Here is a 26,859-nt window from a genome sequence, read left to right on the forward strand (position 1 = left end):
ATGCCACGCCGCCGCTACGACGAAGAGCACGAGAACCACGAGCGCTGGCTGATTTCCTACGCCGATTTCATCACCCTGCTGTTCGCCTTCTTCGTCGTGATGTACGCGATCTCGAGCATCAACACCGGCAAATACCGCGTGCTGACCGATGCCCTCGGTTCGGCCTTTGGCAGCGTGCAGGTGACCAAGCCGCTCAATGTGGTCGAGCAGTCGCCGCTGATCGAGACCCTGGCCCAGCGCAAGAAGATCGAGGCGATCAAGCGCGAGCGCGAGCGCATGACGCGCATCGCGGGCGAGCTGACCAGCAAGTTGTCGGCCCTGATCAAGCAGGGCAAGGTGCGCGTCAGCCAGACCGGGCGCGGCGTGACGGTCGAGATCAATGCCAGCATCCTGTTCGATCCCGGCCAGGCCGTGCTGATTGGCGATTCGCCCGAGACCCTGCGCACCGTGGCCGAGCTGCTGAAGGACGACAGCCACAAGATCGAGGTCGAAGGGCATACCGACACGACCCCGATCCGCAATGCCCAGTTCCCCTCGAACTGGGAGTTATCGGCGACCCGGGCCGGCACCGTGGTGCGCCTGTTCGTCGATGCCGGCGTCGACGAAGCGCGCCTGACGGCGGTCGGCCAGGCGGCCAACAAGCCGGTGGCCGACAACGCCAGTCCCGAAGGCCGCGCGCGCAACCGCCGCGTCGCCGTGACCCTGCTCTCGACCCTGCCCGACGTCGACCTCCCGCGCTAACCCAATCCTGAACGGTGTCAATCCTGAACGGTGTCAGGTCCGGCAATCGGACATTTCAGAACTTTTGCCTTCGGCGGATGTCGGAGCGGCAGTGCGACCAAAACCACGCGCGAAAGTTCTGCAATGTCCGATTGCCGGACCTGACACCGTTTGGTATTTCAGGCGGTGGCGTGGGCTTTCATGGCGTCGCTCAGGTAGTCGCTCAGGCCGGGGGCTAGCTGCTCGTAGCGGGCGACGAAGTCGGGCGTGGCCTGGTACAGGTCGGCCAGGCCGGCATAGGCTTCGGGCGGACAGGGGCGGCGCCACATGCTGGCCACCCAGGCGCGGTGGCGGGCAATCCAGGGCGCGAGACTGGCGTCGTCGGCCGCGACGCCGGCCCGCAGGCTGTCGGCAATCGCGCCTTCGATGTGCGCCAGCTCGGCCATCGCGCTGGCTTGGCCGGCGGCGCCCAGCTCGGCCTGGCGCGCGCGGCTGGCGTCGATGCTGGCCTGGCCGTAGCGGCCGGCAATCTCGGTTTCGTAGGTGGCTTGCTGCTCTGCGCTGAAGCCTTGGTATAGCTGTTGGCTGGCCATGTCGGGTTCTCCTGTGTCGGTCAGGGCGGCGATCGTGCGGTCGAGCGTCGCCATCAGTTGCTGGTAGCGGACGGCTTGTGCGGCCAGGCGTGCGCGCTGCGCACGTAGCTGGCCCACGCGGTCGCGCTCGGCCTGGGCCAGCAGCGCGCCGATCTCTTTGAGGGGGATGCCGAACTCGCGGTGCAGCAGGATTTGTTGCAATTGCAACAATTCGCGCTCGCCGTAGTAGCGGTAGCCGTTCGCGCCGACGGTGGCGGGCACCAGCAGGCCCAGCGTGTCGTAGTGGTGCAGGGTGCGCACCGACACGCCGGACAGGGCGGCCAGCTGGCTGACCGTGTAGCGTTTGACTGGTTTCATCTTGCCTCCGTTGACCCGCAGTATCGGGCCTCACGTGGCGTCAGAGTCAAGCGCGCGGAGGAATTTTTTTTCAGCCGACCACGAAACGGCGCGAGGCGCCGAAGCCGCTCGACTGGCCGCCGGGACCGTACAGGCCGGGATCGGGCACCGGGCTGTTGGTCGGGCGCATGGCCGCCAGGATCTGCTGGGTCTGGGACAGTTGCTTGCCGATCAGCATGCCGTTCACGCGGTTGAGCTCCTTGGCTTCGCGCGTCAGCGCGAGCAGGGCGGCCCACTGGGCTTCGGCATCGGGATCGGGGGTCTGGCTGAACAGCGTGGCCATGGCGGCATCGCTGGCGGGTAGACCGGCCCCGGCCAGCGCGCGGTGGCGCTGCTTGGCGAGGTCGGACATCTGGAGCACGTACTGGGTCTTTTGCGGGGTGATCGCTTCCAGGCCGTCGGCGTCTGCGTGGATCAGGCATTGCTGTTCCTGTTTTAACAGGTCCAGCAGGGTATGCATGCTTGTGAGTTCTTCGCTGAGTGTCGTCGTCGGGCTGGGCATGATGTTTATCGTTTGCGCGAATGCAGCAGGTCGCGCACTGTTTCCAGTAGCCCGTCTGCCACTTTTTCCGAATTGACCTGGAATTGGCCATCGGCAATCGCACTCTTGATCCGTTCGACTTTCTTCGAATCAAACACTGCGTTGTTGCTTCCGACGGCGCTCGCCAGGGCCTGGCCTTGGGCAGACAGGCGCACGCTGTCGGAGGACGACGGCACGTTGGCTGCTTTTTCGGCGCTCTTGGCTGTCGATGTCGTCGTATTCGACACCGGCAGGCCAGGGGTACTCTTGAGTGTATCGTTAATTTTCACAGCATTTTCCTCGATCGGCTGGAGCTAACTTCTCCGGGTTACACGCCTTTTACGGTCAAGAACTTGGAAACTTTAGCCCGTCCTTCAAGGAATTCCATCTCGCGTCAGATCGCCACTTCGACCCGGCCGCCGGCGCGCGCGATGCCGCTCACGACAGCGCCGTTGGCCGTGCGCACCTGCACCACCTGGCCGTCGCCGGCCGTGCCGATGGCGCGCGCCTCGGCCGAGACATGGAAGCCGCGGCCGCCGGCCACCACCTGCACCAGCTGTCCCTGCTGGACGACGGGCGCGCTTTTGAGCACGTCGGCGCGCAGCGGCAGGCCGGAGGCGAGGGCGTTGGCGGGCATCTTGCCGACGGCCTGGGCCGGATCGGTGAGGATGCCCGGAGGCAGTTGGGTGAGATCTCCCTTGACCGTGACCAGCTGTTCGGCGCGAATCGGCTGGCCGGCGGCGAGCGGCATGGCGGCCGCCACGTAGTCGGCCTGCACGCTCACCTGGGCCTGAATATACAGGGTCCAGCTGGGCGCGGCGCAGCGTACGCCGACCACGGTCTTGCCCCAGGCCTTCTGGCCGGGGCCGAGGAAGGCTTGCGGGGCCGGACAGGCGCCCAGGTTCAGGCGCGCATCCGGCTCGCGCACGCTGATGCTGACCGTGCCGGGCAGGGCGGCCGTCTGGCTTTCGAGGAAAGCCTGGACCAGGCTGCTCAGGGCGGCCGCTTCCTGGCGCGCCGGGGCGGCCACCTGGGCGGCGGCCGGCAGGGCGCTGGCGAACATCAGGGCGATCAGGGTCGATTTCATGGCAGTTATCCTTGCGAATGGCTCCATCTTAGGCCGCGGCCGGGGCCGGCAAAGGCGCGATAAACGGGGGCTTCCTGGCCTTTATTGTCCGATTGGATTGGACCGCGCCGCACTAACATGGCTCCTGTCACCGAAAGGTTTTCACACGGAGCCCGACATGATTGGGAAACTCGACAACTACCTGCGCTTCCAGGAAGCCGCCCTGAGCCTGCGTTCGCAGCGCCAGGAGGTATTGGCGTCGAATATCGCGAACGCGGACACCCCGAACTTCAAGGCCCGTGATATCGACTTCGCCAGTGCCCTGCAGGGCGTGCTGGCGCGCAACCCGGCGCCGCCGGCCGCGCTCAGCACGACCGATCCGGCCCACCAGCCGGGCGGCGCGGGCAATCCTGAGGTCTTAAGTAATGGCACGCCGCTGCTCTACCGCCAGCCGACCCAGCCGAGCGCCGACGGCAATACGGTCGACATGGACGTGGAGCGCTCGGCCTTTGCCGACAATGCGCTGCGCTATGAGGCCAGCATCACGCTGATCAATGCCCAGATCAAGAGCATGATGGCGGCCATCCAAGGAGGTCAGTAATCATGTCCCTGTTTAAAGTCTTCGATGTGGCCGGTTCGGCCATGAGTGCCCAGGCCCAGCGCCTGAACGTGGTGGCCTCGAATCTGGCCAATGCCGACTCGGCCACGAGCGCGACGGGCCAGGCCTACCGCGCCAAGCAGGTGGTGTTCGAATCGGTTCAGGCCGGCGATGGCGCGACCGGGGTCAAGGTTCAGCAGGTGGTGGAAGACGCCGCGCCGATGAAGCAGGTGTATGACCCGAAGAACCCGCTGGCCGACGACAAGGGCTATGTGACCATGCCGAATGTGAATGTGGTCGATGAGATGGTGAATATGCTGGCCGCCTCGCGCGCCTACCAGACCAATGTCGAAACCATGAATGCGGCCAAGACGATGCTGCTCAAAACCCTGACCCTCGGTCAATAAAGGACTTCCCGATGGCTACCATTACCTCCAGTTCCTCCACCGGCGCCGTCGATCCGGCGCTGCTGGCGACGATGAATCCGCAGAAGCAGGCGGCCACCGACAGCGTCCAGGCCGACACCGACAAGTTCATGACCCTGCTGGTCACGCAGCTGAAAAACCAGGACCCGCTGAACCCGCTCGACAACGCCCAGGTGACCAGCCAGCTGGCCCAGCTGTCGACGGTGACCGGCATCAACAAGCTGAACGAGACGCTGAACACCCTCAAGTCGAGCTACCAGTCGAGCGAGGCGCTGCAGGCCACCAGCATGATCGGGCACGGTGTGCTGACCCCGGGCGATGGCGTCAAACTCAAGGACAGCCAGGCGATCTTCGGGGTCGATCTGGCCACGGCCGCCGACGACGTCAAGGTGACGGTGTTCAGCCCGGCCGGCCAGGCTCTGTACAGCATGGACCTGGGCGCCAAGCCGGCCGGCACCATGGCCCTGACCTGGGACGGCACCACCGATGGCGTCGATGGCGCCAAGGGGCCGCTGGCCAAGGATGGCAATTATTACTTCAAGGTGGAAGCCGTGCGCGGCCAGACCACCCTGAAAGATGCGACCGCGCTCAGCTTCGGGCAGGTCCAGAGCGTCACCACCAATGCGACCGATGGGGTGAAGCTGACGGTGCCCGGCGTGGGCGTGATCAAGATGAGCGACGTGAAACAGATTCTGTAACCCGGACCGCTTCGAACATTTCTTCAGGAGAGCAACATGTCATTTCAACAGGGTCTTTCTGGCTTGAATGGCGCCGCGAAATCGCTGGACGTTATCGGCAATAACATCGCCAACGCGAGCACGGTCGGCTTCAAGGGCTCCCAGGCCCAGTTCGCGGACGTCTATGCGAACTCGCTCAATGGCGCCGGCGGCAACCAGGCCGGTATCGGTTCCAAGGTGTCCAATATCGCCCAGCAGTTCACGCAGGGGAATATCGAATCCTCGAACAATCCGCTCGACATCGCCATCAACGGCGCCGGTTTCTTCCGTACCGTGCTGTCGGGCGCGGTCCAGTATTCGCGCAATGGCCAGTTCTCGCTCGACAAGGACGGCTATATGGTCAATGCCCAGGGCGCCAAGCTGACGGGCTTCCTGGCCAATAATGATGGGGTGATCCTGGCCGGTTCGCCGGTCGCGATCCGGATCGACACCTCGGACCTGAAGCCGGTCGCCACCACCCGCGTCGACACCCAGATCAATCTGGACTCGCGCTCGGAAGTGCCGACCACGATTCCGTTCTCGGCGATCGATCCGACTTCGTACAACAAGCAGACCACGCTCGACGTCTATGACTCGCTCGGTAACCCGCACGTGATGTCGACCTTCTATGTGAAGACGGGTCCGGCCCACTGGGATGTGTATGTGGCCAATGACGGCACCGAGATCACGAATATGAAGGTGGCTGCGGCCGCTCAGTTCGACGAGGCGGCGACTGCCGCGCGCGCCGACTACGAGGCCTCGGCCGCCGTGGTGCCGCGTACGCCGGATGCGATTGCCGATACGGCGATCAAGGCCCAGGCCTATTCGCAGGCGGCCGGTGCGGCCGTGTATCAGGCGGCGCTCGACGCCGGCGCCTCGGAGACCCAGCTGGCGACGATCGCCGCGACCTTTGACGTGGCTGCGGGGACTGACGTCGGTTCGGTCGTGGGCGCCACGCCGGCCTCGATCGATGCGGCCATCGCGGCCGCCGTGCACGTGCCGCCGAAGAAGGTCGGTACTTTGGTGTTCGATAATAATGGTGCGCTGAGTATCCCGGAAATGAACAAGATCGGGGTCTCGCTGCCGTTGACGGTCAATCTGCCGATCTTCCCCCTGACCGGCTCGCAGCCGGTGCTGACCGTGCAGGCTGGCTTCTCGGGCTCGACCCAGTATGGCGCTGCCACCAGTGAGAAGAGCTCGACCCAGGACGGCTTTACGGCCGGTCACTTGTCGCGCTTCTCGGCGGGCTCGGACGGGGTGGTGCTGGGCCAGTATTCGAATGGCCAGTCGCGCCCGCTGGCGCAGGTGGTGCTGGCCAACTTCGCGAATCCGAATGGTCTGTCGCCGCTGGGGAATAACGCCTGGTCGGAAACCTCGATCTCGGGCGTGCCCTTGATCGGTACGCCGAACTCGGGCTCGCTCGGGGTGCTGCAGTCCTCGGCGGTGGAGAACTCGAACGTCGACTTGACGGCGGAGCTGGTGAATATGATTACGGCCCAGCGCGTGTATCAGGCGAATGCGCAGACGATTAAGACGCAGGACTCGGTGCTGCAGACGCTGGTGAATCTGCGTTGATGGGGGATGTGGGGGAGGCGTGCGTTACGCGGGGCACGCGGGTCTAAAGACCCGCCCTACGACCCGCCCTACGACCCGGCCTACGACCCGGCCTACGACCCGACCCGCAGGACGACCCGTCCTGCGACCCGCCGGGCGACTTGCTCGACGATTGGCCGTTTGGCTTTTTTATTGGACTTCGATTATGGACCGTCTTGTCTACACCGCCGCCAGCGGCGCCAAGCAGATCATGGACCGCCAGGCTACGGTGGCGCACAACCTGGCCAACGTCTCGACCTCGGGCTTCAAGGCCCAGCTCGACACGTTCCGGGCTGTCCCGATCCAGGGCGAGGGGCTGCCTACGCGCACCTTGGTGGTGGCCAATACGGTCGGCGCCGATCTGCGCGAGGGGCCGACCCAGACCACCGGGCGCGACCTGGACGTGGCCGTGCGCGGCCAGGGCTGGATCGCGGTGCAGACGGCCGACGGCAGCGAAGCCTATACGCGCGCCGGCGGTCTCAAGATTTCCGACGCCGGCATCCTGCAGACGGCCAATGGCCTGAATGTGGTCGGCGACGGCGGCCCGATCGCGATTCCGCCCGAAGTGACGGTGCAGATCGGCGGCGATGGCACGGTGGCCTCGATCGCCACCACGACCAAGCCGGGCGCCTCGACCGTGCTGGGCCGCATCAAGCTGGTCAACCCGCCCGGCCAGGACATGGTGCGCGGCGACGATGGCCTGTTCCGCGTGAAGGACGGCCAGCCGGCCGCCCTCGACCCCAATGTCCAGCTGGCCAGCGGGGTGCTGGAGGGCAGTAATGTCAACCCGGTCGACGCCATGGTCGACATGATCGGCCTGGCCCGGGCCTTCGACATGCAAATGAGCATGCTCAAAAACGCCGAGAACAACGAGGCAAAAGCCACGCAGCTCCTCGCTTTGACTTGAAGCCCTCCGACGCATAATGGATGCGTCGAATAGCGGCTGTCTGGCCGCTGAAGGAGGAAATCATGATCCGATCGCTGTACATCGCCAAGACCGGTCTGGAAGCCCAGCAGACCAGTATGGACGTGGTCACCAACAACCTGGCCAACGTCAGCACCAATGGCTACAAGCGGGCCCGCGCCGTATTTGAGGACCTGCTGTACCAGAACGTGCGCCAGCCGGGCGCCCAGTCTTCGCAGCAGACCAATCTGCCGTCCGGCATGCAGATCGGTACCGGTGTGCGCACGGTCGCGACCGAGAAAATCCATACCCAGGGCAATCCCCAGCACACGGGCAATGACAAGGACCTGATGATCAATGGCTCGGGTTTCTTCTCCGTGCTGCTGCCTGACGGCACCACCGCCTACACGCGCGACGGCTCTTTTCAGCGCGATAACAATGGCCAGCTGGTGACCTCGAGCGGCTATGTGGTGCAGCCGGCCATCACGATTCCGGCGAATGCCACGTCGCTGACGGTCGGGCGCGACGGCACCGTGTCGGTGACGCTGGCCGGGCAGACGGCGGCCTCGCAGATCGGCTCGCTGCAGGTGGCGACCTTCATCAATCCGGCCGGGCTCGAGTCGAAGGGCGAGAACCTGTACGTCGAGACGAGCGCCTCCGGCAATCCGAACACGAATACCCCGGGCACGAATGGGGCCGGGGTGCTGATGCAGGGCTATGTCGAATCCTCGAACGTGAATGTGGTCGAGGAGATGGTGGCCATGATCCAGACCCAGCGCGCCTATGAGATCAATTCCAAGGCCGTGACCACGTCTGACCAGATGCTGCAGAAAATCTCGCAGCTGTAATCGGGAGAGCCTAGCATGAAGCGCATCGTTTTTCCCTGCCTGCTGGCGCTGCTGACGGCCTGTTCGGCGGTGCCGACCACGATCACCAAGGGCCCGCTGACGGCGCGTCCGCAGCTCCAGGAGTCGGCGGCGCCGGCCAATGGGGCGATCTACCAGGTGGCCAATTACCGGCCGATGTTCGAGGACCGGCGTGCGCGCCATGTGGGCGACACCCTGATCATCTCGATCGTCGAAAAGACCTCGGCCGTGACGGCCGGCGCGAATTCGGGCAGCAAGTCCGGTTCGGCCAGCTTCAATGTGGCCGGTCCGCTGCAGGGCCGGCTCGGTGGCACGGTGTCGACCTCGACTTCGAACAAGTTCGCCGACGCCGACAACCAGAGCGCCTCCAACACCTTCACCGGCACGATCGGGGTGACGGTGACGGAAGTGCTGCCCAACGGGAATCTGATCGTGGCCGGCGAAAAGCAGGTGGCCATGAACAAGGGTGTGGAATTCATCCGCTTCTCGGGCATGGTCAGCCCCGACAACATCGGCGCCGGCAACACGGTGCTGTCGACCAATGTGGCCGACGCGCGCGCCGAATACCGCACCAATGCCCAGATCGACCGGGCCGAGATGGCGTCGATGTTCTCGCGCTTTTTCCAAAGCCTGCTGCCGTTCTAAGGAGGAAGCATGCGCCGCTTTTACATTCTGCTGCTCGCCGCCGTGCTGGCCCTGCCGGCCCAGGCCGAGCGCATCAAGGACCTGGCGAGCATCGCCGGGGTACGCCAGAACCAGCTGGTCGGCTACGGCATCGTGGTCGGCCTCGACGGCACCGGCGACCAGACCACCCAGACTCCGTTTACCGTGCAGTCGTTCACGGCCATGTTGCAGCAGATGGGCGTGAACCTGCCGGCCGGCACCAGCCTGCAGCTGAAAAACGTGGCGGCCGTGATGGTCACGGCCTCGCTGCCGCCGTTTGCCCAGCCGGGCCAGACGATCGACATCACCGTGTCCTCGATGGGCAATGCGAAGAGCCTGCGCGGCGGCACCTTGCTGATGGCCCCGCTCAAGGGCGCGGACGGCCAGGTGTACGCCATGGCCCAGGGCAATGTGCTGGTCGGCGGGGTCGGCGCCACGGCGCCCGGCGCCGTGGCCGTGGTCAACCATCTGTCGGTGGGCAAGATTCCGGCCGGGGCCACGGTGGAGCGCGCCGTGGCGACGAATCTGGGCGAGAACAACCAGATCCGCCTCGAGCTCGTGCAGACCGATTTCGGCATGGCGGCCAAGCTGGCCCAGACCATCAATGAGCATTTCGGCCCCGATGTCGCCACCGCCCTCGACGGCCGCGTGGTGCGCGTGCGCACGCCCGCGGGCAGCGACCAGCGCGTGGCCTTCCTCGGCATTCTCGAGAACCTCGACGTCGAGCGCAGCACCGGGCTGGCGGCGAAGATCATCATGAATGCGCGCACCGGCTCGGTGGTGATGAACAAGGAAGTGCGGCTTGACGAGTGCGCGATCTCGCACGGCAATCTGTCGGTGAATATCTCGACCGACCCCGTGGTCAGCCAGCCGGCCCCGTTCTCGACCGGGCAGACAGTGGTGACCAACCAGACCAATATCGAGATCAAGAAGGATCCGGGCAAGATCGTTCAGCTCGGCAAAGGCGCGAACCTGGCCGATGTGGTCAAGGCCCTCAATGCGATCGGCGCCTCGCCCCAGGATCTGCTGTCGATCCTGCAGGCGATGAAGGCGGCCGGCTCGCTGCGCGCCGAACTGGAAATCATCTGAGTCCATCATGGTCGCGCCCGCCTCTACCGATCTGTCAAGCCGCTTTGCCCTGGACACCCAGGGCCTGAGCGATTTGAAGCGCGGCGCGCGCACCCAGTCGCCCGAAGCGCTCAAGCAGGCGGCCACCCAGTTCGAGGCGATGTTCTTGAACATGATGATGAAGTCGATGCGCCAGGCCAGCGCCAGCCAGGACGGCATGTTCGATTCGGAGCAGACCAAGACCTATACCCAGATGCTCGACCAGCAGCTGACGCAGAAGCTGGCCAAGCGCGGCGTCGGTCTGGCCGACATGCTGGTGCGCCAGATGAGCAAGCAGCAGGGCCCGGCCGCGGCCACGGCCGAGCCGATTCCGGGGGCGGCCGCGTTCGAGGCGGCGCGCGCCCAGCGCAGCCGCAGCGCGCTGCAGCCGGCGCTGACGGCGACCCCGCCCGGCAGCCGGGCGGCCGGTGCGGCCGGGGTGGCCAGCGGCGGCGGCAGCGGCGGCGGCGCGCGCAGCGAGCATGTGCAGGCCTTCCAGGACAAGCTGAGCGCGGCGGCCGAGCAGGTGGCGCGCGCGAGCGGGATTCCGGCCAAGTTCATGATCGGCCAGGCGGCCCTGGAGACGGGCTGGGGCCGGCATGAAATCAAGGGCGCCGACGGCAGCAATAGTTTCAATCTGTTTGGCATCAAGGCCGGCCCGAACTGGAAGGGCCGGACCGTGACGGCGGTGACGACCGAGTATGTGAACGGGGTGCCGCAGACGCGCCTGGAGAAGTTCCGCGCGTATGACTCGTATGCGGCCAGTCTGCAGGATTACGCCAATCTGCTGCAGACCAATCCGCGCTACGAGAAGGTGCTGGCCAGCGCCGGCGACGCCAGCGCGTTCGCGCGCGGCCTGCAGCAGGCCGGGTATGCGACCGATCCGCTGTACGCGCAGAAGCTCGAGCGCATCATCAAGCGTTCTTTAGGTTAATGGCATTGAACAGCGGCGCCGCGGCGCCGCGCTAGCCGGGGTAAGGTGGGAGTATGGGAAGCGATATTCTGAGTATTGGCCGCAGTGGCCTGTTTGCCGCGCAGGTGGGCCTGTCCACGACGGGCCACAACATTGCGAATGCGAACGTGCCCGGCTACAGCCGTCAGCGCATTGTGCAGACGGCCTCGCAGGCGCTCGACTTCGGGTATGGCTTCACCGGCACCGGCACCCAGATCGACTCGATCCAGCGCTATTCGAACAGCTTCCTGGCCGGCCAGGTCAATTCGGCCCAGGCCACCAAGTCCTCGCTCGATGCCTTCCTGTCCCAGGTCAGCCAGATCGACAATCTGCTGGCCGATACCACGTCCGGCCTGTCGCCGGCGCTGCAGGACTTCTTCAAGGGCGTGCAGGACGTCAGCTCGAACCCGGCCTCGCCGGCCTCGCGCCAGGCGCTGCTGTCGGCGGCCGACTCGCTGGCCGCGCGCTTCCAGGGCATCAATGGGCGGATCGACGAGATCCGGGCCGGCGTGAATGACCGCATCGAAGCGAACGTCACCCTGATCAACTCGTATGCGAGCCAGATCGCCAGCCTGAACGACCAGATTTCGGCCTTTGCCAACAACCGCAACAACACGCCGAACGACCTGCTCGACCAGCGCGACGCCCTGATCACCGAGCTCAACAAGCACATCAAGGCGACCGTCACCCCGGGCGACAACAACAGCTACACGGTGTCGGTTGGCACCGGCCAGCCGGTGGTGGTGGGCAGCAAGTCCTACGAGCTGGCGACGACGCCCTCGGCCACCGATCCGCTGCGCACCGAGGTGGGTTTCCGCACCGGCAAGGTGGTGACCGTGATGGACGAGCGGGTGCTGGCCGGCGGCGAGCTCGGCGGCCTGTTCGAGTTCCGCACCAGCACCCTCGATCCGGCCCAGAATTCGCTCGGGCGCGTGGCCCTGAGCCTCGCCTACACCTTCAATGCCCAGCACCGGCTGGGGCAGGACCAGAGCGGCGAGATGGGCGGGGATTTCTTCAATGCCTCGAGCGCCCTGGTGGGCAAGAACGCGAATAACAGCCCGATCGCGACGACCCAGGTGACGGCCACGCTGAGCGACCCGAGCCAGCTGACGACGAGCGACTACAAGCTGCAGTTCGATGGCGTGAACTGGAGCGTGACGCGGCTGGACGACAATAAGACGACCCTGATTTCGCCGTTCCCGCAGCCGAAGCCGCAGACGATCGACGGGCTTGATTTCGCCGTCAGCGGCAGCGGCGTCACGGGCGACAATTTCCTGATCCGGCCGACCATCAATGGCGCGGCCGAGTTCAAGGTCGTGCTCAACGACCGCAACAAGATCGCCGCCGCGGCCCCGGTCTCGACCGGCACCGTGCTCGGCAACTCGGGCACGGCCAAGATCAGCGAAGGCACGATCGACAAGACCTATCTGAACGCCGGCAACAAGCTGACCAGTGCCAGCACGATCGGCTATGACAAGGCAACCGACACGCTCAGCGGCTTCCCGGTCGGCAAGCAGGTGACCGTGACCCAGAACGGGGTCAGCACCAATTACCCGGCCAATACCCCGGTCCCGTATGTCGAGGACGCCACCTACAGCGTGGGCGGGATCAGCTTCAGCTTCACCGGCAAGCCCGCCGACGGCGACAGCTTCACGATCGGGCCGAACACGAATGGCGTCGGCGACAACCGCAATATGCGCATCCTCGGCACCCTGCAGACGCGCAATATCCTCGACAGCGGCACCGCCACCTTGCAGGGCGCGTATGCGCAGATGGTCAGCTTCGTGGGTAATAAAACGCGCGAAGTGGACGTTAACTCCCAGGCGGCCGGCAGTCTGCTCGAGCAGTCCACCAAGTCGCAGCAGGACGTGGTCGGCGTCAACCTCGATGAGGAAGCCACCCAATTGCTGAAGTACCAACAGGCTTACCAGGCCGCCGGCAAGGTCATCAAGCTGGCCGCCGATTTGTTCCAGACCCTGCTCTCCGTCGGAGCTTGATCATGCGTATCAGTACCAACACCCTGTATGACACCGGCACCAGCCAGCTGGGCAACTTGCAGACCAGCCTGGCCAAGACCCAGATGCTGCTGTCGACCGGCCGCAAGAACCTCACGGCCGCCGACGATCCGATCTCGGCCGCGCGCACGCTCGAAGTGACGCAGTCGCAGTCGATCAACAGCCAGCTGGTGACCAACCGCCAGAATGCGCGCAGTTCGCTGTCCCAGGTCGAGCTGGCGCTGTCGGGCGTGACCTCGCTGATCCAGGACGTGCAGACCCTGGCCGTGAATGCCGGCAGCGGCGCGATGACCGAATCGGACCGCAAGTCGGTGGCGATCGAACTCGAAGGGCGCCTGAACGACCTGCTGGGCCTGGCCAATACCTCGGACGGGGCGGGCGGCTATCTGTTTTCCGGCTACCGTTCGACGACCCAGCCGTTCACCCAGACCGCGACCGGCGCCCAGTACCACGGCGACCAGGGCCAGCGCACGCTGCAGGTCGGCTCGACACGCCAGATGCCGGTGTCCGACTCGGGCACCTCGGTGTTTGAGAACATCACCACCGGCAACGGCACCTTCACCACCTCGGCCGATCCGGCCAATACGGCGCGCGGCGGCTCGGGCATCATTTCCTCGGGCGCCGTGGCCGATGCGGCCGCGCTGACCGGGCATGACTACAGCATCAATTTCACCGTCGCCAATGGCGTGACCAGCTACACGATCAAAGACGAGACCCTGGGCGCCGTCGTGGTCGGGGCCGAAGACCCGGTGCCGTTCCAGCCGGGCCAGCAGATCGCCGTGGACGGCATGGCCTTCACGATCAAGGGCAATCCGGCCGATGGCGACAGCTTCGCCGTCAAGCCCAGCGCGAAAGAGTCGATCTTCACGACGCTGACGAATATGATCAACACGCTCAAGCAGAGCGCGAACGGGGCGGCCGGCCAGGCGGCCCTGACCAATGGCCTGAACACGGCGCAGGACAACCTGTCCTCGGCGCTCGACAATGTGCTGTCGGTGCGGGCCTCGATCGGGGCGCGCCTGAAGGAGCTCGACTACCTCGACAGCGCCGGCGAAGATCTGAACCTCCAGTATTCGCAGACCCTGTCCGATCTGAACGATCTGGACAATGTGAAGGCGATCTCGCAGTTCTCCCAGCAGCAGTTCACGCTGGAAGCGGCGCAGAAATCCTTCAAGACCCTGACCGGGCTGTCGCTGTTTAACTTCATCTCCTGAACGGGCGCACCGGCAGCGAGGCCCAGCCGAGGCCGGCTTGGCGGCGGTCGGGCGGACCGGCGTCGCGGACGCTGGCGCGCCGCTCCGGCGGCCCCGGGCGGCCCGGCACGTGGCGGCGCGGGTGCGCGGGCACGACGCTCAGGTCGGGCTGGTCCTCCCGTAGCAGATCATTGCGCTTTAAGTAGGGATGGCGGTTGATGCCCTCGCGCGCTTCGCGCACGGCCGCGATCTGGCGCAGCGCGCGCCGCAGCGGCGCCAGGTAGGAGCGGCCCGAGGGCTTGCCCGCGTAGCGCGGCGGCGCCTCCAGCTTGCCGGGCGAGGCGTCGTCCGGATCGGGCGTGGCACCCGGCAGCGTCAGGCGCGGATAGCGGCGCAGCAGACGGCGGCGCGCATCGGCCAAATGCCAGCGCCCATCGCCCGGACAGCGTAACCACACCTCGTGCCAGGCATTGCGCACACTGTGCATGACGGCGATGACGAACTGGCGCGGCGAGACTTTGCGGCCGTTGTAGACGATGGCATCCCCCTCCACCTGGGCCACATAAAACTGGCTGGCGTAGCAGACGCGCAGCTGGGTACCTTCCGGCAGAAACAGGCTTTTCCACTGGTAGCCGCGCAGGGTGTCGCCCTGAAAATCCAGCCAGAAGCGGATGGCTTGCTCGACCACGCGCTCGAGCGGCTGCGGGTTGCCGGTACGCTGCAGAAACGCGGCGAGGGCGGCCACGGCGGGGGAAGTTAAAGTCACGCCTGCTGTTTCAAACATGCTCGCTGCTCCCGAGGTTAAGGCAGATACAAGATTAGATCGCGGTGGGCCGTGCAGGTTCCCGTGCGGGCCAGCCGAAAACGAGCATGTTTGAAGTAGGAAGCCAGCGCGAGGTATCGCCCCCGGCGCTGTTCAAGAACGTGGGTCGGCGTGGCGGTGGGGCACGCTGGCGTTGCCTCTGCGTAGTGCGCAAGGTGTCAGAGCGCGGGATGACGTCGCGCGGCAAAACGAGCATGTTTGAAGTAGGAAGCGGCAGCGGCATATCGGCCGCGGCGCTGTTCAAAAACGTGGGCGGGTTGACCCGACAAAAAACGAGCATGTTTGAAGTAGGGCGCCGGCGCGGCGTAATGCTCGCGGCGCTGTTCAAAAACTGGACCGGGGTGGCGGCGTGGCGCGTCGGACTTTTGCCCGCGGAGTCGACGGCGCGCGGTCTACGTGATCCGCGCAAAACGAGCACGTTTGAAGTACGGAGCCGGCGCGGCGTAACGCCCCTGGCGCTGTTCAAAAACTGTGCCGGGGTGGCGGCGTGGCGCGTCGGACTTTTGCCCGCGGAGTCGACGGCGCGCGGTCTACGTGATCCGCGCAAAACGAGCGCGTTTGAAGTAAGGAGCCAGCGCGGCGTATCGCTCCCAGCGCTGTTCAAGAACGTGTGCCAGGATGGCGGCGCGACTCGCTGAATTGCCTGCTTCGCGGTGATCAAATTTTCTGGGAGCAGGGTGACGTTGCGCGTCGATTGGCCCGACCAAAACGAGCATGTTTGAAGTAAGGGGCCGGCGCGGGGTATCACGCCCGGCGCTGTTCAATAGCGTGGGCGCGGCTCGCCGCACCGGCCCGCGCGCTGTTCCGAAACAGCCGGGGCAGGCGCGTGTGCGCGAGAACCGCCGGATCAGCGCGGCTTGGCGATGGCCAGGGTGGCCTGCTGCAGCCGGTCGTCGAGGCGGGGTTCGAGCGGGCTGGCGGCCGCCTCGCTCAGCGGTTTGAGCTGGCCGGCCTCGTAGTCGCGCAGGGCCTGGGCCAGTTGACCGGCCTGACCGCTCAGGCCCGGCAGCGGTGCATTCGCGCTGGTGCCGGTGGGGGCGGCCGGCGTGCTGCTCTGGGCCGCGTACTCGGCCAGAGCGGCGGCCATGGCCTGCACCTGCTCAGCCACCGGGCTGCGCTGGGCCACGAACCAGACGTCGGCCACCTGGGCCGTGCTGCCGTCGGTGCGCGTGAAGTTGGCCTGCAGGCCGATCCAGTTCGACTCGTCGAGCGCATTGGTGCGCGTGGCCTGGACGTTGATACTGGCCACGCCGGCCTCGGCCAGGGTGAGCAGTTCGCCGGCCTCGCTGCGGCCGTCGCTGTTGGCATCGACCCAGACCCGCAGCTGGCTGTAGGCGGCGTCGTGCTGGTCGATGCGGCCGTCGCCATTGCTGTCGAGGGCGGCCAGGGCGGCAAAGCCGTCCGGGGCGCGGCTGCCGTCGGGCAGCACGCTGGCGGTGCCGAACAGTTCGGAGCCGTCGTCGATCTGGCCATTGCCGTTGCGGTCGAGGGCCAGCAGGCCGTCATGCCGGTCGACCCAGCCGGTCGGCACGGCGGCGCCGTCGGCGAACAGGTCGAAGTTGACGCCGGCCGTGATCGACAGCGTGTGCACGCCGTCGCCATTCAGATCGAGCACCAGCGGGCTGCCGACTGGCAGCGCGGCCAGCTGGGCGTCGCTGAGGGCGGCGCGCTGGGTGGTGGTGATCACGCACACCTGGTTGGTGGTGAAGGCCTTGAGGTCGGCGATCGGCAGCGCGGCCAGCTGGTCGCTGGTGATGGCGGCCACCAGGGTGGTCTTCAGGCTGCGCACCTGCAGCGAGCTCAGGTCGGCGATCTGGTCGGTGGTCAGATTGCCGATCTGGCTGCCGTTCAAGGCGTTCAGCTGGAGCGTGCTCAGGGCCGACATGTCGGCCGCCCGCAGCGCGCGCAGCTGGTCGGTGTTGAGCACGCTGATGGCGCGCGTATCGATCGCGGCCATCTGGTTGGCGGCGAACTGGCTGATCTGGTCGGTGCTGAGTGCGCCGATCAGCTGGTAGCTCAGGCCCGGCACCTGGCGCGTGCTCAGGCTGGCGACGATCTGGGTCGTCAGGCTGGCGATCTGGGCGGTGGTGAGGCTGCTGATCTGGCCACTGGTCAGCACGAAGCCATTGAGCGCATTCAGCTGGTCGGCGCTGAGCGCGCGCAGCTGGCCCGTCACCAGGCTGGTCACGGCGCTCGAATGCAGGGCCGCCACCTGGTCGGTGGACAGCAGGCCGATCTGGCTGGCCTTGAGCACCTTGGCCTGGGACGCGTTGAACACGCTGATGGCCTCGGGCGTGAGCGCGGCCAGCTGGTCGCTGCCCAGACCCGGCAGCGCCTGGGTCGAGATCGCGCGCACCTGGCCGAGCGACAGGCTGGCCACCTGGTAGGTGCTCAGGTAGTTCAGCATGCGGCTCGACAGATTGGCGAACTGGGTCGAGCGGATGCTGGCGATATGGTCGGTGTCGAGCGCGCCGATCTGGTCGGAATTGAGCGCCTCCAGCTGGTTGCTGTCGAACGCGGACAGGCTGGTCAGGGCGGCCAGCTGGTCGGTCGTCAGCACCCGCATCTGCTGGGTGGTCAGGGCGCGCAGGCCGGCCGTCGACAGGCCCTGGATCTGCTCGGTCGTCAGCAGCGTCAGCTGGCCGGTCTTCAGGGCCGCCAGCTGCACGCTGCTCAGGGCCGCCATCTCGCTCTGGGTCAGGGCATTGAGCTGCTCCTGGGCCAGGATGTTGAGGTCGGCGGCGGTCAGGGCGCGCACCTGGCTGGTGCTCAGATTGGCCAGCTGCTCGGTGGTCAGGGCCAGCACCTGGCGCGTGCTCAGCACGGCGATCTGTTCGCTCTTCAGGCTGGCAATGTGGCTGAGGTCGATCAGCGGCAGCTGGTCGGTCGACAGGGCCATCACCTGGGTCGTCAGCAACACGCCGAGCGAGGGCAGGGCGCTGATCTGTTCACTCGTGAGCGCGCGGATCTGCACGCTGGTCAGCGCGCGCACGGCCAGCGAATGCAGATTGGCCACCTGGTCGCTCGTCAGCAGCGGCACCTGGTCGCTGCGCAGCGCCGCCGCCTGGTCCGAGCGCAGCGCATAGATGGCGCCCAGGTTGATGGCGCCGAGCTGCTCGCCGCTCAGGGCCGGAATCAGATTGCTGCCGATGCCGCGCAGCTGGGACGAGGTCAGGGCCGCGATCTGCTCGGTCGTCAGGCTGGCCACCTGCACCGTCGTGAAGGCCACCAGCTGGCTCGAACGCAGGGTCGAGAACTGGTTCAGGTCGATCAGCGGAATCTGCTCGCTGCTGAAGGCCGGCACCTGCACACTGGTGAAGGCGCCCAGCGTGGCCAGGGCGGCGATTTGTTCGGGCCCGAGCGCGCGCAGCTGGGCCGTCGTGAGCGCCTTCAGGGTGCTGGTCGAGAGGGCATTGAGCTGGCTGGTCGAGAAGCTGTTGAGCTGGTCGGTGGTGAGCGCCGCGATCTGGCCGGTGCGCAGGGCCGAGGCGCTGTCGGCGCCAAAACCGAGCAGCTGCTCGGCGCTCAGGGCGCGCAGGGCGTCGCTGGCCAGGGCGCGCACCTGGTCATAGGTGAGGCCGGCGATCTGGAAGGTCGAGAAGGCCGCCATCTGGGCCGTGGCCAGGGCGCCCACCTGGGCGGTGCCGAGGCTGTTCAGGTGGCTGAGGTCGAGCGAGGCCAGCTGGTCGGTCGTGAAGGCCCGCACCTGGGCCGTGCTGAAGCTGGCCAGGCTGCTCATGCCGGCCAGCTGCTCGGGCGTGAGCACGCCCACCTGGCGCGTCGTCAAGGCGCGCAGGGCCTGGCTGTTGAAGGCGCCCACCTGGTCGGTCGTCAGGGCCAGCAGCTGGTCGCTCGACAGGGCCGGCGTCTGCGCCGACGACAGGGCGGCGATGTCGACCAGCTCGATCGCGGCGATCTGGTCGGCGCGCAGCGCGCGCAGCGCGGCCGTGTTGAGGGCGCGCACCTGGGCCGTGCTCAGCGCCACCACCTGGTCGGTGCTCAGGGCCAGCACCTGGTCGGTCGTCAGGCTGTACACCTGGTTGGTGCGCAGCATGGCCAGATGCTCTTCGTCGAGCGCGGCCAGCTGGTCGCTCGTCAGCGCGGCGATCTGGGCCGAATTCAGGAAGCGCAGCTGGCTCATGTGCATCAGCTGGTCGCCGGTCAGCACCTGGATCTGGCGCGTGCTGAGCGCGCGCAGGGCGGCGCTGTTCAGATAGCCGATCTGGTCGGTCGTGAGCGCCAGCAGCTGGTCCGAATTGAGCAGCGGCGTCTGCTGCGAACTGAGGGCGCTGACCCCGTCCACACTGAGCAGCGGGAGCTGGTTGCTGTTCAGGCCCAGCACGGCATTCGTGCCCAGCGAACGCACCTGCAGCGTCGTCAAGGCCGCGATCTGGTCGGTCGTGAAGGCCCCGCTCTGGTCCGAGCGCAGCGCCAGCATCTGCGACGAGCGCAGGGTCTGGATGTGGGCCGTGTCGAGCACCATGATCTGGTCGCTCGACAGGGCCTGCACCTGCAGCGAGGACAGGGTGGCCAGGGTCGAGAAGGCGGCCAGCTGGTCGACCGTCAGGGCGCGGATGTGCTGGGTCGTCAGGGCCCCCAGCGCCAGGCTGTTCAGGGCCGCGATCTGCACCGTTGCCAGCGCCGCCACCTGGTCCGAGCCGAGCGCGGCGACCTGCTCGGCGCGCAGGGCGCCGAAGTCCTCGAGCTCGATCAGGGGCAGCTGGCCGGCCGTCAGCCCGCGCAGCGCGGCCGTCGACAGGGCCGCCATCTGGCGCGTGGTGAAGGCGGCCAGCTGGATGTCGAGCAGACTGCCCAGCTGGGCGCTGGTGAGCGCCGCCACCTGGGCCGTCGCCAGCGTCTGCACATGGGCCGAATCGAGCCCCTGCAGCTGGTCGCTGGTCAGGTAGGCGATGTCGCCCACATTCAGCGCCACCAGCGAGGCCAGGGCCAGCAGCTGGGCCGGGCTCAGGAAGCCGATCTGGTCGCTGGTGAGCGCGTTCAGGGCGCTGCTGCTGAGCACCGTCATCTGCAGCGTCGTCAGGCTGCTCAGCTGCAGGCTCTGCAGGGCCTGGGCCTGGGCCGTGCGCAGCTGGCTCAGGTCGTCCGTTTCGATGGCCGCCACCTGCTCGGCCGTCAGGCCGCGCAGGGCGAGCGGATTGAGGGCGCGGAACTGGGCGCTCGACAGGGCCGCCACCTGGTCGCTGGTCAGAATCTGGATCTGCTGCGAGTTCAGGCTGGCCATCTGGGCGGTCGAGAACAGGCTGACCCGGGTCGGGTCGATCTGCGCGAACTGGTCGGTCGACATGGCGCCGATCTGGGCGCTGCTGAGCACGGCGTAGTTCGGGATCACCGCCACCTGGTAGGGCAGCAGGGCCGCCATCTGGCCCGTGCTCAGGGCCTGCAGCTGGCGCGAGCCGAGGTTGGCGATCTGGAAGGTGGTCAGGGCCTGCAGCTGGTCGCTGTGCAGGGCCTTGATCTGCAGCGTGCTCAGGGCCGCCAGGTCGTCGGTGTCGATCAGCGGAATCTGGGCCAGGCTGAAGCCGGGCAGGGTGGCCGTGGTGAAGGCCTGCCACTGGGCCGTGCTCATCGCCGACAGCTGGGTCGGATCGAACACCGCCACCTGCAGGCTGGTCAGGGCGGCGATCTGGCGCGTCGTCAGCGTCAACAGGCTGCTGGTGGTCAGGGCCGCCAGCCGGTCGGTGCCGAGCGTGGCGATCTGGCGCGTGCCCATCGCCCCGAGCGAACCGAATACCATGAACTGGTCGGGCGAGAGCGCGGCCAGCTGGGCGCTGTTGAGTACGGCCAGGCTGGCGCTCGTGAACGCGGCGATCTGGTCGGTGCTGAGCGTGGCCAGCTGGTCCGAATTGAGCACCGCCACCTGGTTCGTGCGCAGGGCCGCGAAAATCTCCGTCGGCAGCAGGCCGATCTGGTCGCTGCGGATCGCCGCCACCGCCGTCGTCGTGAGCGCGCGGAAATTGGCCGTGCCGAGCGCGGCCAGCTGCGGCCCGCTCAGATTGCTGATCGCCAGGGTCGGCAGGGCCGCCGCCATCGCCGCATTCATGGCCGCGATCTTGTCCGTGCCCAGCACCGCGTACTGGTCCGAGCGCAGCGCCGCCACCTGCAGCGCGCGCAGGGCGGCAAAATCCTGGCTCTCCATGGCGATGATCTGCTGCCCGCTCAGCAGCTGGATGCCATTCGTGCCCAGCGCCACCACCTGGGCCGTGTTCAGGGCCGCGATCTGCGGGTCGCCCAGGGCCGCCAGCTGGGCCGAACTCAGGGCCATGATCTGCAGCGAGCGCAGATCCTGCAGCTGCAGCGTGTTGATGCTGGCCACCTGGTCGGTCGTCAGCGCCCGCACCTGGGCCGTGTTGAAGGGCTTGAGCGTCGTCAGCGCGGCCAGCTGGGCGGCCGACAGCGCCGCCACCTGGGCCGTGCGCAGATTTGCGATCTGGTTGGTGTTGAAGGCCGCCAGCTGGCTCGGGTCGAGCGCCGCCAGCTGGCTGGTGTTCAGGGCCATGATCTGCAGCGAGCGCAGGGCCGCCACATCATTCGTTTCGATCGACACCAGCTGGGCCGTGTCGAGCGCGGCCACGGCCTGGGTGCTGAGCGCGGCCAGCTGGTTGCTGGTCATCGCCTGCAGCTGGCTGCCGAGCAGGGCGGCCGCCTGCACACTGGTCAGGGCCGCCACCTGCAGGGCCGAGAACAGCACCAGGTCGTCGGTCGGAATGGCCACGATGCGGCTGGTCGGCAGGGCCGCGATCTGGGCCACGCTATAGCTCGAGATCGAGCCCAGTTCGAGCTGCTGGGCCGGCGACAGGGCGCCCACCTGGGTCCCGCTCAGAGCGGCGATTTCGGCCGTCGTGAAGGCGCGCAGCTGGGTGTTCGACAGGGCCGTCAGCTGGTCGGTCGTGAGCGCCCGGATCTGGGCCGTGGTCAGGCCCGCGATGCCATACGTGGTCAGGGCCTGCACCTGGTCGATCGCCAGCGCGCTGATCGCCGCCGGGCTCAAGGCGCGCAGCTGCAGGGTGTTGAGCACGGCCAGCGCGTCCGCATACAGGCCGCCGATCTGGTCGCTGCCGAGCGCGGCCAGGTGATTCGTCTTCAGCGTGGCCAGCTCGGTCGTCGTCAGATACGCGAGCTGGTCGCTGCGCACGGCCGTGAACTGGCGCGAGCTCATCTGCAGCATGAAGCTCAGGGCGTCGAACTGGGCCGGGCTCAGGGCCGCCACCTGCTGGGTCGCCAGGCCCGGCACCTGGACCGAGGTCAGGGCCGCGATCTGCAGCGTGCTCATGGCCGCGATCTGGTCGCTCGTCAGGCCGAGCAGCTGGTTCGAGCGCATCAGCTGCAGGTCCTGGGTCTCGAGCGCGCCGGCGCCGGCGGCCGACAGGGCCGCCACCTGCTGGCTCGAGAGGAAACGCACCTGCAGCGTGGTCAGCGCTGCCACTTCGTCGGTGCGCAGGGCGGCCAGCTGCTCGGTGCCGAGCGCCGCCACCTGGGTCGAGCGCAGGGCCGGAATATTGTCCGAGCCGAGCTGGTTGATCTGGTCGGTCGACAGGGCCGCCACCTGGCGCGTGGTGAAGTAGCCGAGGCTGCCGATGGCGTCGAGCTGGGCCACGGTCAGGGCGCGCACCTGCTGGGTCTCCATGGCCGCGATCACATTCGAGGCCAGGCCGGCCAGCTGGAGCGTCGTCAGGGCCTGGATCTGGTCGCTGTTGAAGGCCTGCACCTGCAGCGCGCGCAGGGCGCTGAGCTGGCTGGTGGCCATGCCGGCCAGCTGATAGGCCTGCAGCCCGGCCAGGGCGCTGCTGGTCAGCGCCTGGATCTGGGTGGTCAGCATGGCGTTCAGCTGCAGCGTCGTCAGGGCGCTGGCCTGGACGCTGGTCAGGCCGGCGATCTGGCTGGTCTTCAGGCTGGCCAGCGACAGGGTCGACAAGGTCGCCACCTGGTCCGAGCCGAGCGCCGCGATCTGGTCGGTCGTAAATGGCGCGAGCGAGGCCAGCACCGAAATCTGGGCCGAGGACAGGGCCGCCTTCTGGCTCGCCGACAGGGCCGCGATCTCGCTCGTGTTCAGGGCCGCCACCTGCAGCGTCGACAGCGCCGCGATCTGGTCGGTCGTGAAGGCCATCACCTGGGTCGAGCGCAGATTGGCGATGTCGTCGGTCTCGAACACGGCCAGCTGGACCAGCGACAGATTGGCCACGGCGGCCGTGCTCAGGGCCGCCAGCAGGTTCGTCCCCATGGCCTGGATCTGGGCCGTGTTGAGGCCGGCCACCTGCAGGCTGCCGAGCGCCCCGACCTGGGTGCTGCCCAGGGTATTGAAGTCGAGCGTCGTGATCAGGGCGATCTGGTCGCTGCTGAGCGCGCGCACCTGGGGCAGACTCAGCGCGCTGAGGCTGGCCAGGGCATCGATCTGGGCCGAGTCGAGCTGGGCCAGTGTGGCCGTGGCCAGGTCCTTGATCCGGGTCGAGCCGATCGCGGCCAGCTGGTCGGTCGTCAGGGCCGCCGCCTGGCTGCTGCCGATCGCCGTCAGCTGGCCGCCCTGCAGCTTGCTGAAGTCGAGCGTCTCGATCGCCGCCAGCAGCGCCCCGCTCAGCTGGGCCAGCTGGGCGGTCGTGAAGGCCGCCACCTGGGCCGTGCTGAAGGCGGCCATCTGGTCGCTCGTCAGGCTGTTGAGCTGGCTCGAACGCAGGGCCGCCACCTGCGGCGTCGTCAGGCTGCTCAGGGCCGTGCTGCCCAGCAGCGGCAGGGCGTCCGAACTGAGGAAGGAAATCTGGCGCGTGTTCAGGTACTGGAGGCCGGCCAGGTGCAGAATTTCGGCCGTGCCCAGCGCCTGCATCTGGGCCGTCGTCAGGGCGCGCAGGCCGGCCGTGCTGATGGCCGCGATCTGGTCGCTCGTCAGGGCCGTGATCAGCACGCTGCCCAGGGCCGCCACCTGGGGCGAGCGCAGGGCCGCGATGTCGACCGTCTCGATGCTGGCCGCCACCGTCGGATCGAGCGCCGACAGGGCCGCCGTCGACAGCGCCTGGAACTGGCTGGTCGACAGGGCGATCACCTGGTCGCTGGTCAGGGCATTGACCTGGGCGCTGGTCATCGCCGCCACCAGGCTGGTGCGCAGGCCGCTGATATTCGCCGTCGACAGCGAGGCGATCTGGGTGGCCGTCATCACCGCCATCTGGGCCGTCGTCAGCCCCGCCAGCGAGCGCAGGGCCGTCAGGTCGGCCACCGTCAGCACCCGGATCTGGTGGGTGCGCAGGGCGCTCACGCCCTGGCTCGACAGGGCCGCATACTGGTCGGTGCCAAGCGCCAGCAGCTGGGCCGTCGTCAGCGCCGCGATCTGTTCGGTGCGCAGATTGGCCACCACCAGGGTGCTCAGGGCCGGCACCACGTCCGAGGCCAGGGCCGCGATCGCCTCGGTGGCCAGGACGCGCAGCTGGCTCGAGCCGAGCACGGCCACCTGGTCGCTGGTGAAGGCGTTGAGCTGGGCCGTCGTCAGGGCCTGCAGGTGGTGGCTGCGCAGGGTCGCCACGTGCTGGGTCGCCAGGGTCGCGATCTGCAGCGTCGAGAAGGCCGCTACCTGGCCCGTCGACAGCCCGGCCAGGGTGCGGAAGGCGGCGATCTGGTCGCTCGTCAGGGCCGGAATCTGGTCGGTCGACAGGGCCCCGAGGGCGTCGCTGGTCAGGGCATTGAGCTGGTCGGTGCGCAGCGCCGCCACCTGATTGGTGTTGAGCACCGCCACCTGGTCGGTATTGAGCACCGCCACATCGGCCGTGGTCAGGGCCGCCACCTGGTCCGAGCTGAGGATCGCCACATTGCTGGTGGCCAGGCCGCGCACCTGCTGGGTCGTCAGCGCAGCGAACTGGTCGCTGGTGAGGGCGCGGATCTGGTCCGAGCTGAACGCGCCCAGCTGGATCACGGTCAGGGCCGCCACATCGGCCGTCACCAGCCCGGCCACCTGGTCGGTCGTCAGCGCCGCCACCTGGCTGGCCGCCCACGGCAGCAGCGAGCGCAGCGCCTCGATCTGGTCGGTCGACAGGGCCACGATCTGGTGCGTGCGCAGGGCCGCGATCTGGTTGCTGCTCAGGGCCGCCAGCGCGCGCGTGTCGAGCTGGGTCAGCTGGAGCGTCGTCAGGGCGCGCACCTGCAGCGTGTTCAGGGCCGCATAGTCCTGGGTCTCGAAGGCGGCCAGCTGGCTGCTGCTCATCACGGCCACCAGGCGCGCGCCCAGGGCCGTCACCTGGTTGGTGCCGATGGCGATGATCTGGTCGCTGTTCCAGACGGCGAACTGCTCGCTGCCGAGGTTGCCGATCTGGGCCGTGCCGAGCGCGGCCACCTTGTCGGTGGTCAGGCTGGCCACCTGGTCGGTCGTCAGCGCGCGCAGCTGCACGGTGTTCATCCCGGCCAGGCTGGCAAACGCGCCCAGCTGGTCGGTCGTCAGCACCCGCACCTGGTCGGTGCGCAGGGCCGGCAGGCCGACCGAGGTCAGGGCCGTGATCTGGTCGGTGGTCAGGAAGGGCAGCTGGTCGGTCGTCAGCGCGCGCATCTGGCGCGAGCTGAAGGCGCGCAGGTCGCGCGTCTCGATCGCCTGCAGCTGGTCGCTGTTGAGCAGACTCAGGGCCGTCGAGCCGAGCGCGCCGACCTGGCTGCTGCCCAGGGCGACGATCTGGTCGGTCGACAGGTTCATCACCTGGTCCGAGGTCAGCACGGCGATCGCGTCCGAACTGAGCGAGGCGATGTCGAAGCTGTTCAGGGTCACCAGCTGGTCGGTCAGCAGGGCCAGCATCTGCACTGTCGTCAGGCCCGACAGGTCGCGCAGGGCGGCCAGCTGTTCCGAGCGCAGATTGACGATGCGGTCGGTGCGCAGGGCCGCCAGGTCTTCGCTGCCGAGCGCGCGCAGCTGGTCGGTGCGGAAATTGGCCAGCTGGTCGCTCGTCAGGGCCCCGACCTGGGTGCTGCTGAAGGCGGCCACATCGGCCGTTTCCATCACGGCGATGCTGTTCGGGTCGATCGCCGCCACCGCCGCGCTGTTGAGGAAATAGGCCTGCTGGGTGGTCAGGGCGATCAGCTGGTCGGTGTTCAGGCCGGCCGTCTGGCGCGCCAGCAGCGAGGCCACCTGGGCCGCGCTCAGCTGGCTGATGGTGCTGGTGGTCAGGCTGCCCAGGGTCACGCTATTGAGCGCGCGCAGGGCCGCCGTGGTCAGGTCGCGCAGCTGGGTGCTGCTCAGCACATCGAGCTGGTCCGAGTGCACCAGGCTCAGCTGGCTGCTCTGCAGATTGAGCAGCTGGCGCGTCGACAGGGCGCGGAAGGCGTCCGTGCTGAGCGCGCCCAGCTGCTGGGAATTGAGCACGGCCGCGCCGACCGAACCGAGCACGGGGATATCGGCCGATTCGAAGCCGGCCACGGCGGCCGAGGGCAGGGCCGCCCACTGGTCCGAGCTGAGCTTGGCGATCTGGTAGGTCGACATCGCCTGCAGCTGATCGCTGCTCAGGCCGGCCAGGGCGGCCGTGGTGATCGCGCGCAGCTGGGCCGTATTGAGCAGGGCAATCTGTTCCGTCGTCGCCGGCGCCAGATCACTGCTGGACATGCTGGCGAACCCGACAGTAGTCAGGAACGGCAGTTGGTCCGTGGTGAAAGAGGCCAGAGAGAAGGACATGGGGTTTCCAGATTGCAGTCTTACAGGTTTATCTTACGCTAAAAAGTTTCCGCACAGAA

Annotated in this window: 19 protein-coding genes; 13 read left to right on the forward strand and 6 right to left on the reverse strand. The window is 67.3% G+C overall.

Annotation, left to right across the window (positions count from 1 at the left end; all coding sequences use genetic code 11):
• On the forward strand, window positions 1-741 hold the full coding sequence (gene motD, locus LZ005_RS00600; RefSeq protein ID WP_237803244.1) for a flagellar motor protein MotD: 741 nt from the start codon (window positions 1-3) through the stop codon (window positions 739-741).
• A 158-nt stretch (window positions 742-899) separates the two neighbouring features.
• On the opposite strand, the gene LZ005_RS00605 is transcribed toward motD, so the two are convergent.
• From LZ005_RS00605 to flgA, 4 genes are all read right to left on the reverse strand, one after another.
• Window positions 900-1,670, reverse strand: coding sequence for a MerR family transcriptional regulator (locus LZ005_RS00605; protein WP_237803246.1), 771 nt, complete (start codon window positions 1,668-1,670; stop codon window positions 900-902).
• Window positions 1,671-1,740: 70 nt separating this feature from the next.
• Window positions 1,741-2,211, reverse strand: a complete 471-nt coding sequence (locus tag LZ005_RS00610; RefSeq protein WP_269106454.1) for a flagella synthesis protein FlgN — start codon at window positions 2,209-2,211, stop codon at window positions 1,741-1,743.
• A 5-nt stretch (window positions 2,212-2,216) separates the two neighbouring features.
• Window positions 2,217-2,519, reverse strand: coding sequence for a flagellar biosynthesis anti-sigma factor FlgM (gene flgM, locus LZ005_RS00615; protein WP_237803271.1), 303 nt, complete (start codon window positions 2,517-2,519; stop codon window positions 2,217-2,219).
• 104 nt (window positions 2,520-2,623) lie between these two features.
• Entirely contained in the window at window positions 2,624-3,316 is a 693-nt protein-coding gene (gene flgA, locus LZ005_RS00620) for a flagellar basal body P-ring formation chaperone FlgA (protein ID WP_237803279.1), read from the reverse strand.
• A gap of 157 nt (window positions 3,317-3,473) precedes the next feature.
• Between flgA and flgB the strand changes: the two genes are divergently transcribed.
• The 11 genes from flgB to flgL all read left to right on the forward strand — a co-directional run bounded on the left by flgB (window position 3,474) and on the right by flgL (window position 14,348).
• Window positions 3,474-3,896: a flagellar basal body rod protein FlgB gene (gene flgB / locus LZ005_RS00625; protein WP_237803281.1), complete on the forward strand. Its 423-nt coding sequence runs from the start codon at window positions 3,474-3,476 to the stop codon at window positions 3,894-3,896.
• A 2-nt stretch (window positions 3,897-3,898) separates the two neighbouring features.
• Window positions 3,899-4,300, forward strand: coding sequence for a flagellar basal body rod protein FlgC (gene flgC, locus LZ005_RS00630; protein WP_237803288.1), 402 nt, complete (start codon window positions 3,899-3,901; stop codon window positions 4,298-4,300).
• A gap of 11 nt (window positions 4,301-4,311) precedes the next feature.
• Window positions 4,312-5,016, forward strand: coding sequence for a flagellar hook assembly protein FlgD (locus LZ005_RS00635; protein WP_237803291.1), 705 nt, complete (start codon window positions 4,312-4,314; stop codon window positions 5,014-5,016).
• Window positions 5,017-5,052: 36 nt separating this feature from the next.
• Window positions 5,053-6,609: a flagellar hook protein FlgE gene (locus tag LZ005_RS00640; protein WP_237803303.1), complete on the forward strand. Its 1,557-nt coding sequence runs from the start codon at window positions 5,053-5,055 to the stop codon at window positions 6,607-6,609.
• A gap of 184 nt (window positions 6,610-6,793) precedes the next feature.
• Window positions 6,794-7,534 (forward strand): flagellar basal-body rod protein FlgF, encoded by a 741-nt coding sequence (gene flgF / locus LZ005_RS00645; RefSeq protein ID WP_237803305.1) that lies wholly within the window; start codon window positions 6,794-6,796, stop codon window positions 7,532-7,534.
• 62 nt (window positions 7,535-7,596) lie between these two features.
• Window positions 7,597-8,379, forward strand: a complete 783-nt coding sequence (flgG, locus tag LZ005_RS00650) for a flagellar basal-body rod protein FlgG (RefSeq protein ID WP_237803307.1) — start codon at window positions 7,597-7,599, stop codon at window positions 8,377-8,379.
• 15 nt (window positions 8,380-8,394) lie between these two features.
• On the forward strand, window positions 8,395-9,042 hold the full coding sequence (locus LZ005_RS00655) for a flagellar basal body L-ring protein FlgH (protein WP_237803309.1): 648 nt from the start codon (window positions 8,395-8,397) through the stop codon (window positions 9,040-9,042).
• A gap of 9 nt (window positions 9,043-9,051) precedes the next feature.
• Window positions 9,052-10,149 carry a flagellar basal body P-ring protein FlgI gene (locus LZ005_RS00660; protein ID WP_237803311.1) on the forward strand — a complete coding sequence of 366 codons (1,098 nt, stop codon included), beginning with the start codon at window positions 9,052-9,054 and terminating at the stop codon, window positions 10,147-10,149.
• Window positions 10,150-10,156: 7 nt separating this feature from the next.
• The gene (flgJ, locus tag LZ005_RS00665) at window positions 10,157-11,101 is read left to right on the forward strand and encodes a flagellar assembly peptidoglycan hydrolase FlgJ (RefSeq protein ID WP_237803326.1); all 945 of its coding nucleotides are present in this window, start codon (window positions 10,157-10,159) and stop codon (window positions 11,099-11,101) included.
• A 53-nt stretch (window positions 11,102-11,154) separates the two neighbouring features.
• On the forward strand, window positions 11,155-13,116 hold the full coding sequence (gene flgK / locus LZ005_RS00670; protein ID WP_237803335.1) for a flagellar hook-associated protein FlgK: 1,962 nt from the start codon (window positions 11,155-11,157) through the stop codon (window positions 13,114-13,116).
• A gap of 2 nt (window positions 13,117-13,118) precedes the next feature.
• Window positions 13,119-14,348, forward strand: a complete 1,230-nt coding sequence (flgL, locus tag LZ005_RS00675) for a flagellar hook-associated protein FlgL (RefSeq protein WP_237803337.1) — start codon at window positions 13,119-13,121, stop codon at window positions 14,346-14,348.
• Here flgL and LZ005_RS00680 read toward each other — a convergent pair.
• Window positions 14,338-15,111 (reverse strand): hypothetical protein, encoded by a 774-nt coding sequence (locus LZ005_RS00680; RefSeq protein WP_237803339.1) that lies wholly within the window; start codon window positions 15,109-15,111, stop codon window positions 14,338-14,340. The two genes, flgL and LZ005_RS00680, sit on opposite strands and share 11 nt — an antisense overlap.
• A gap of 233 nt (window positions 15,112-15,344) precedes the next feature.
• On the opposite strand from LZ005_RS00680, the gene LZ005_RS00685 reads away from it, so the two are divergent.
• Window positions 15,345-15,788, forward strand: a complete 444-nt coding sequence (locus tag LZ005_RS00685) for a hypothetical protein (protein ID WP_237803341.1) — start codon at window positions 15,345-15,347, stop codon at window positions 15,786-15,788.
• A 209-nt stretch (window positions 15,789-15,997) separates the two neighbouring features.
• On the opposite strand, the gene LZ005_RS00690 is transcribed toward LZ005_RS00685, so the two are convergent.
• On the reverse strand, window positions 15,998-26,731 hold the full coding sequence (locus LZ005_RS00690) for a hypothetical protein (protein WP_237803343.1): 10,734 nt from the start codon (window positions 26,729-26,731) through the stop codon (window positions 15,998-16,000).
• Window positions 26,732-26,859: the final 128 nt, after the last annotated feature.

Origin of the sequence: Massilia sp. TS11 (assembly GCF_022012445.1) — a bacterium.
Lineage (GTDB): Bacteria > Pseudomonadota > Gammaproteobacteria > Burkholderiales > Burkholderiaceae_D > Telluria.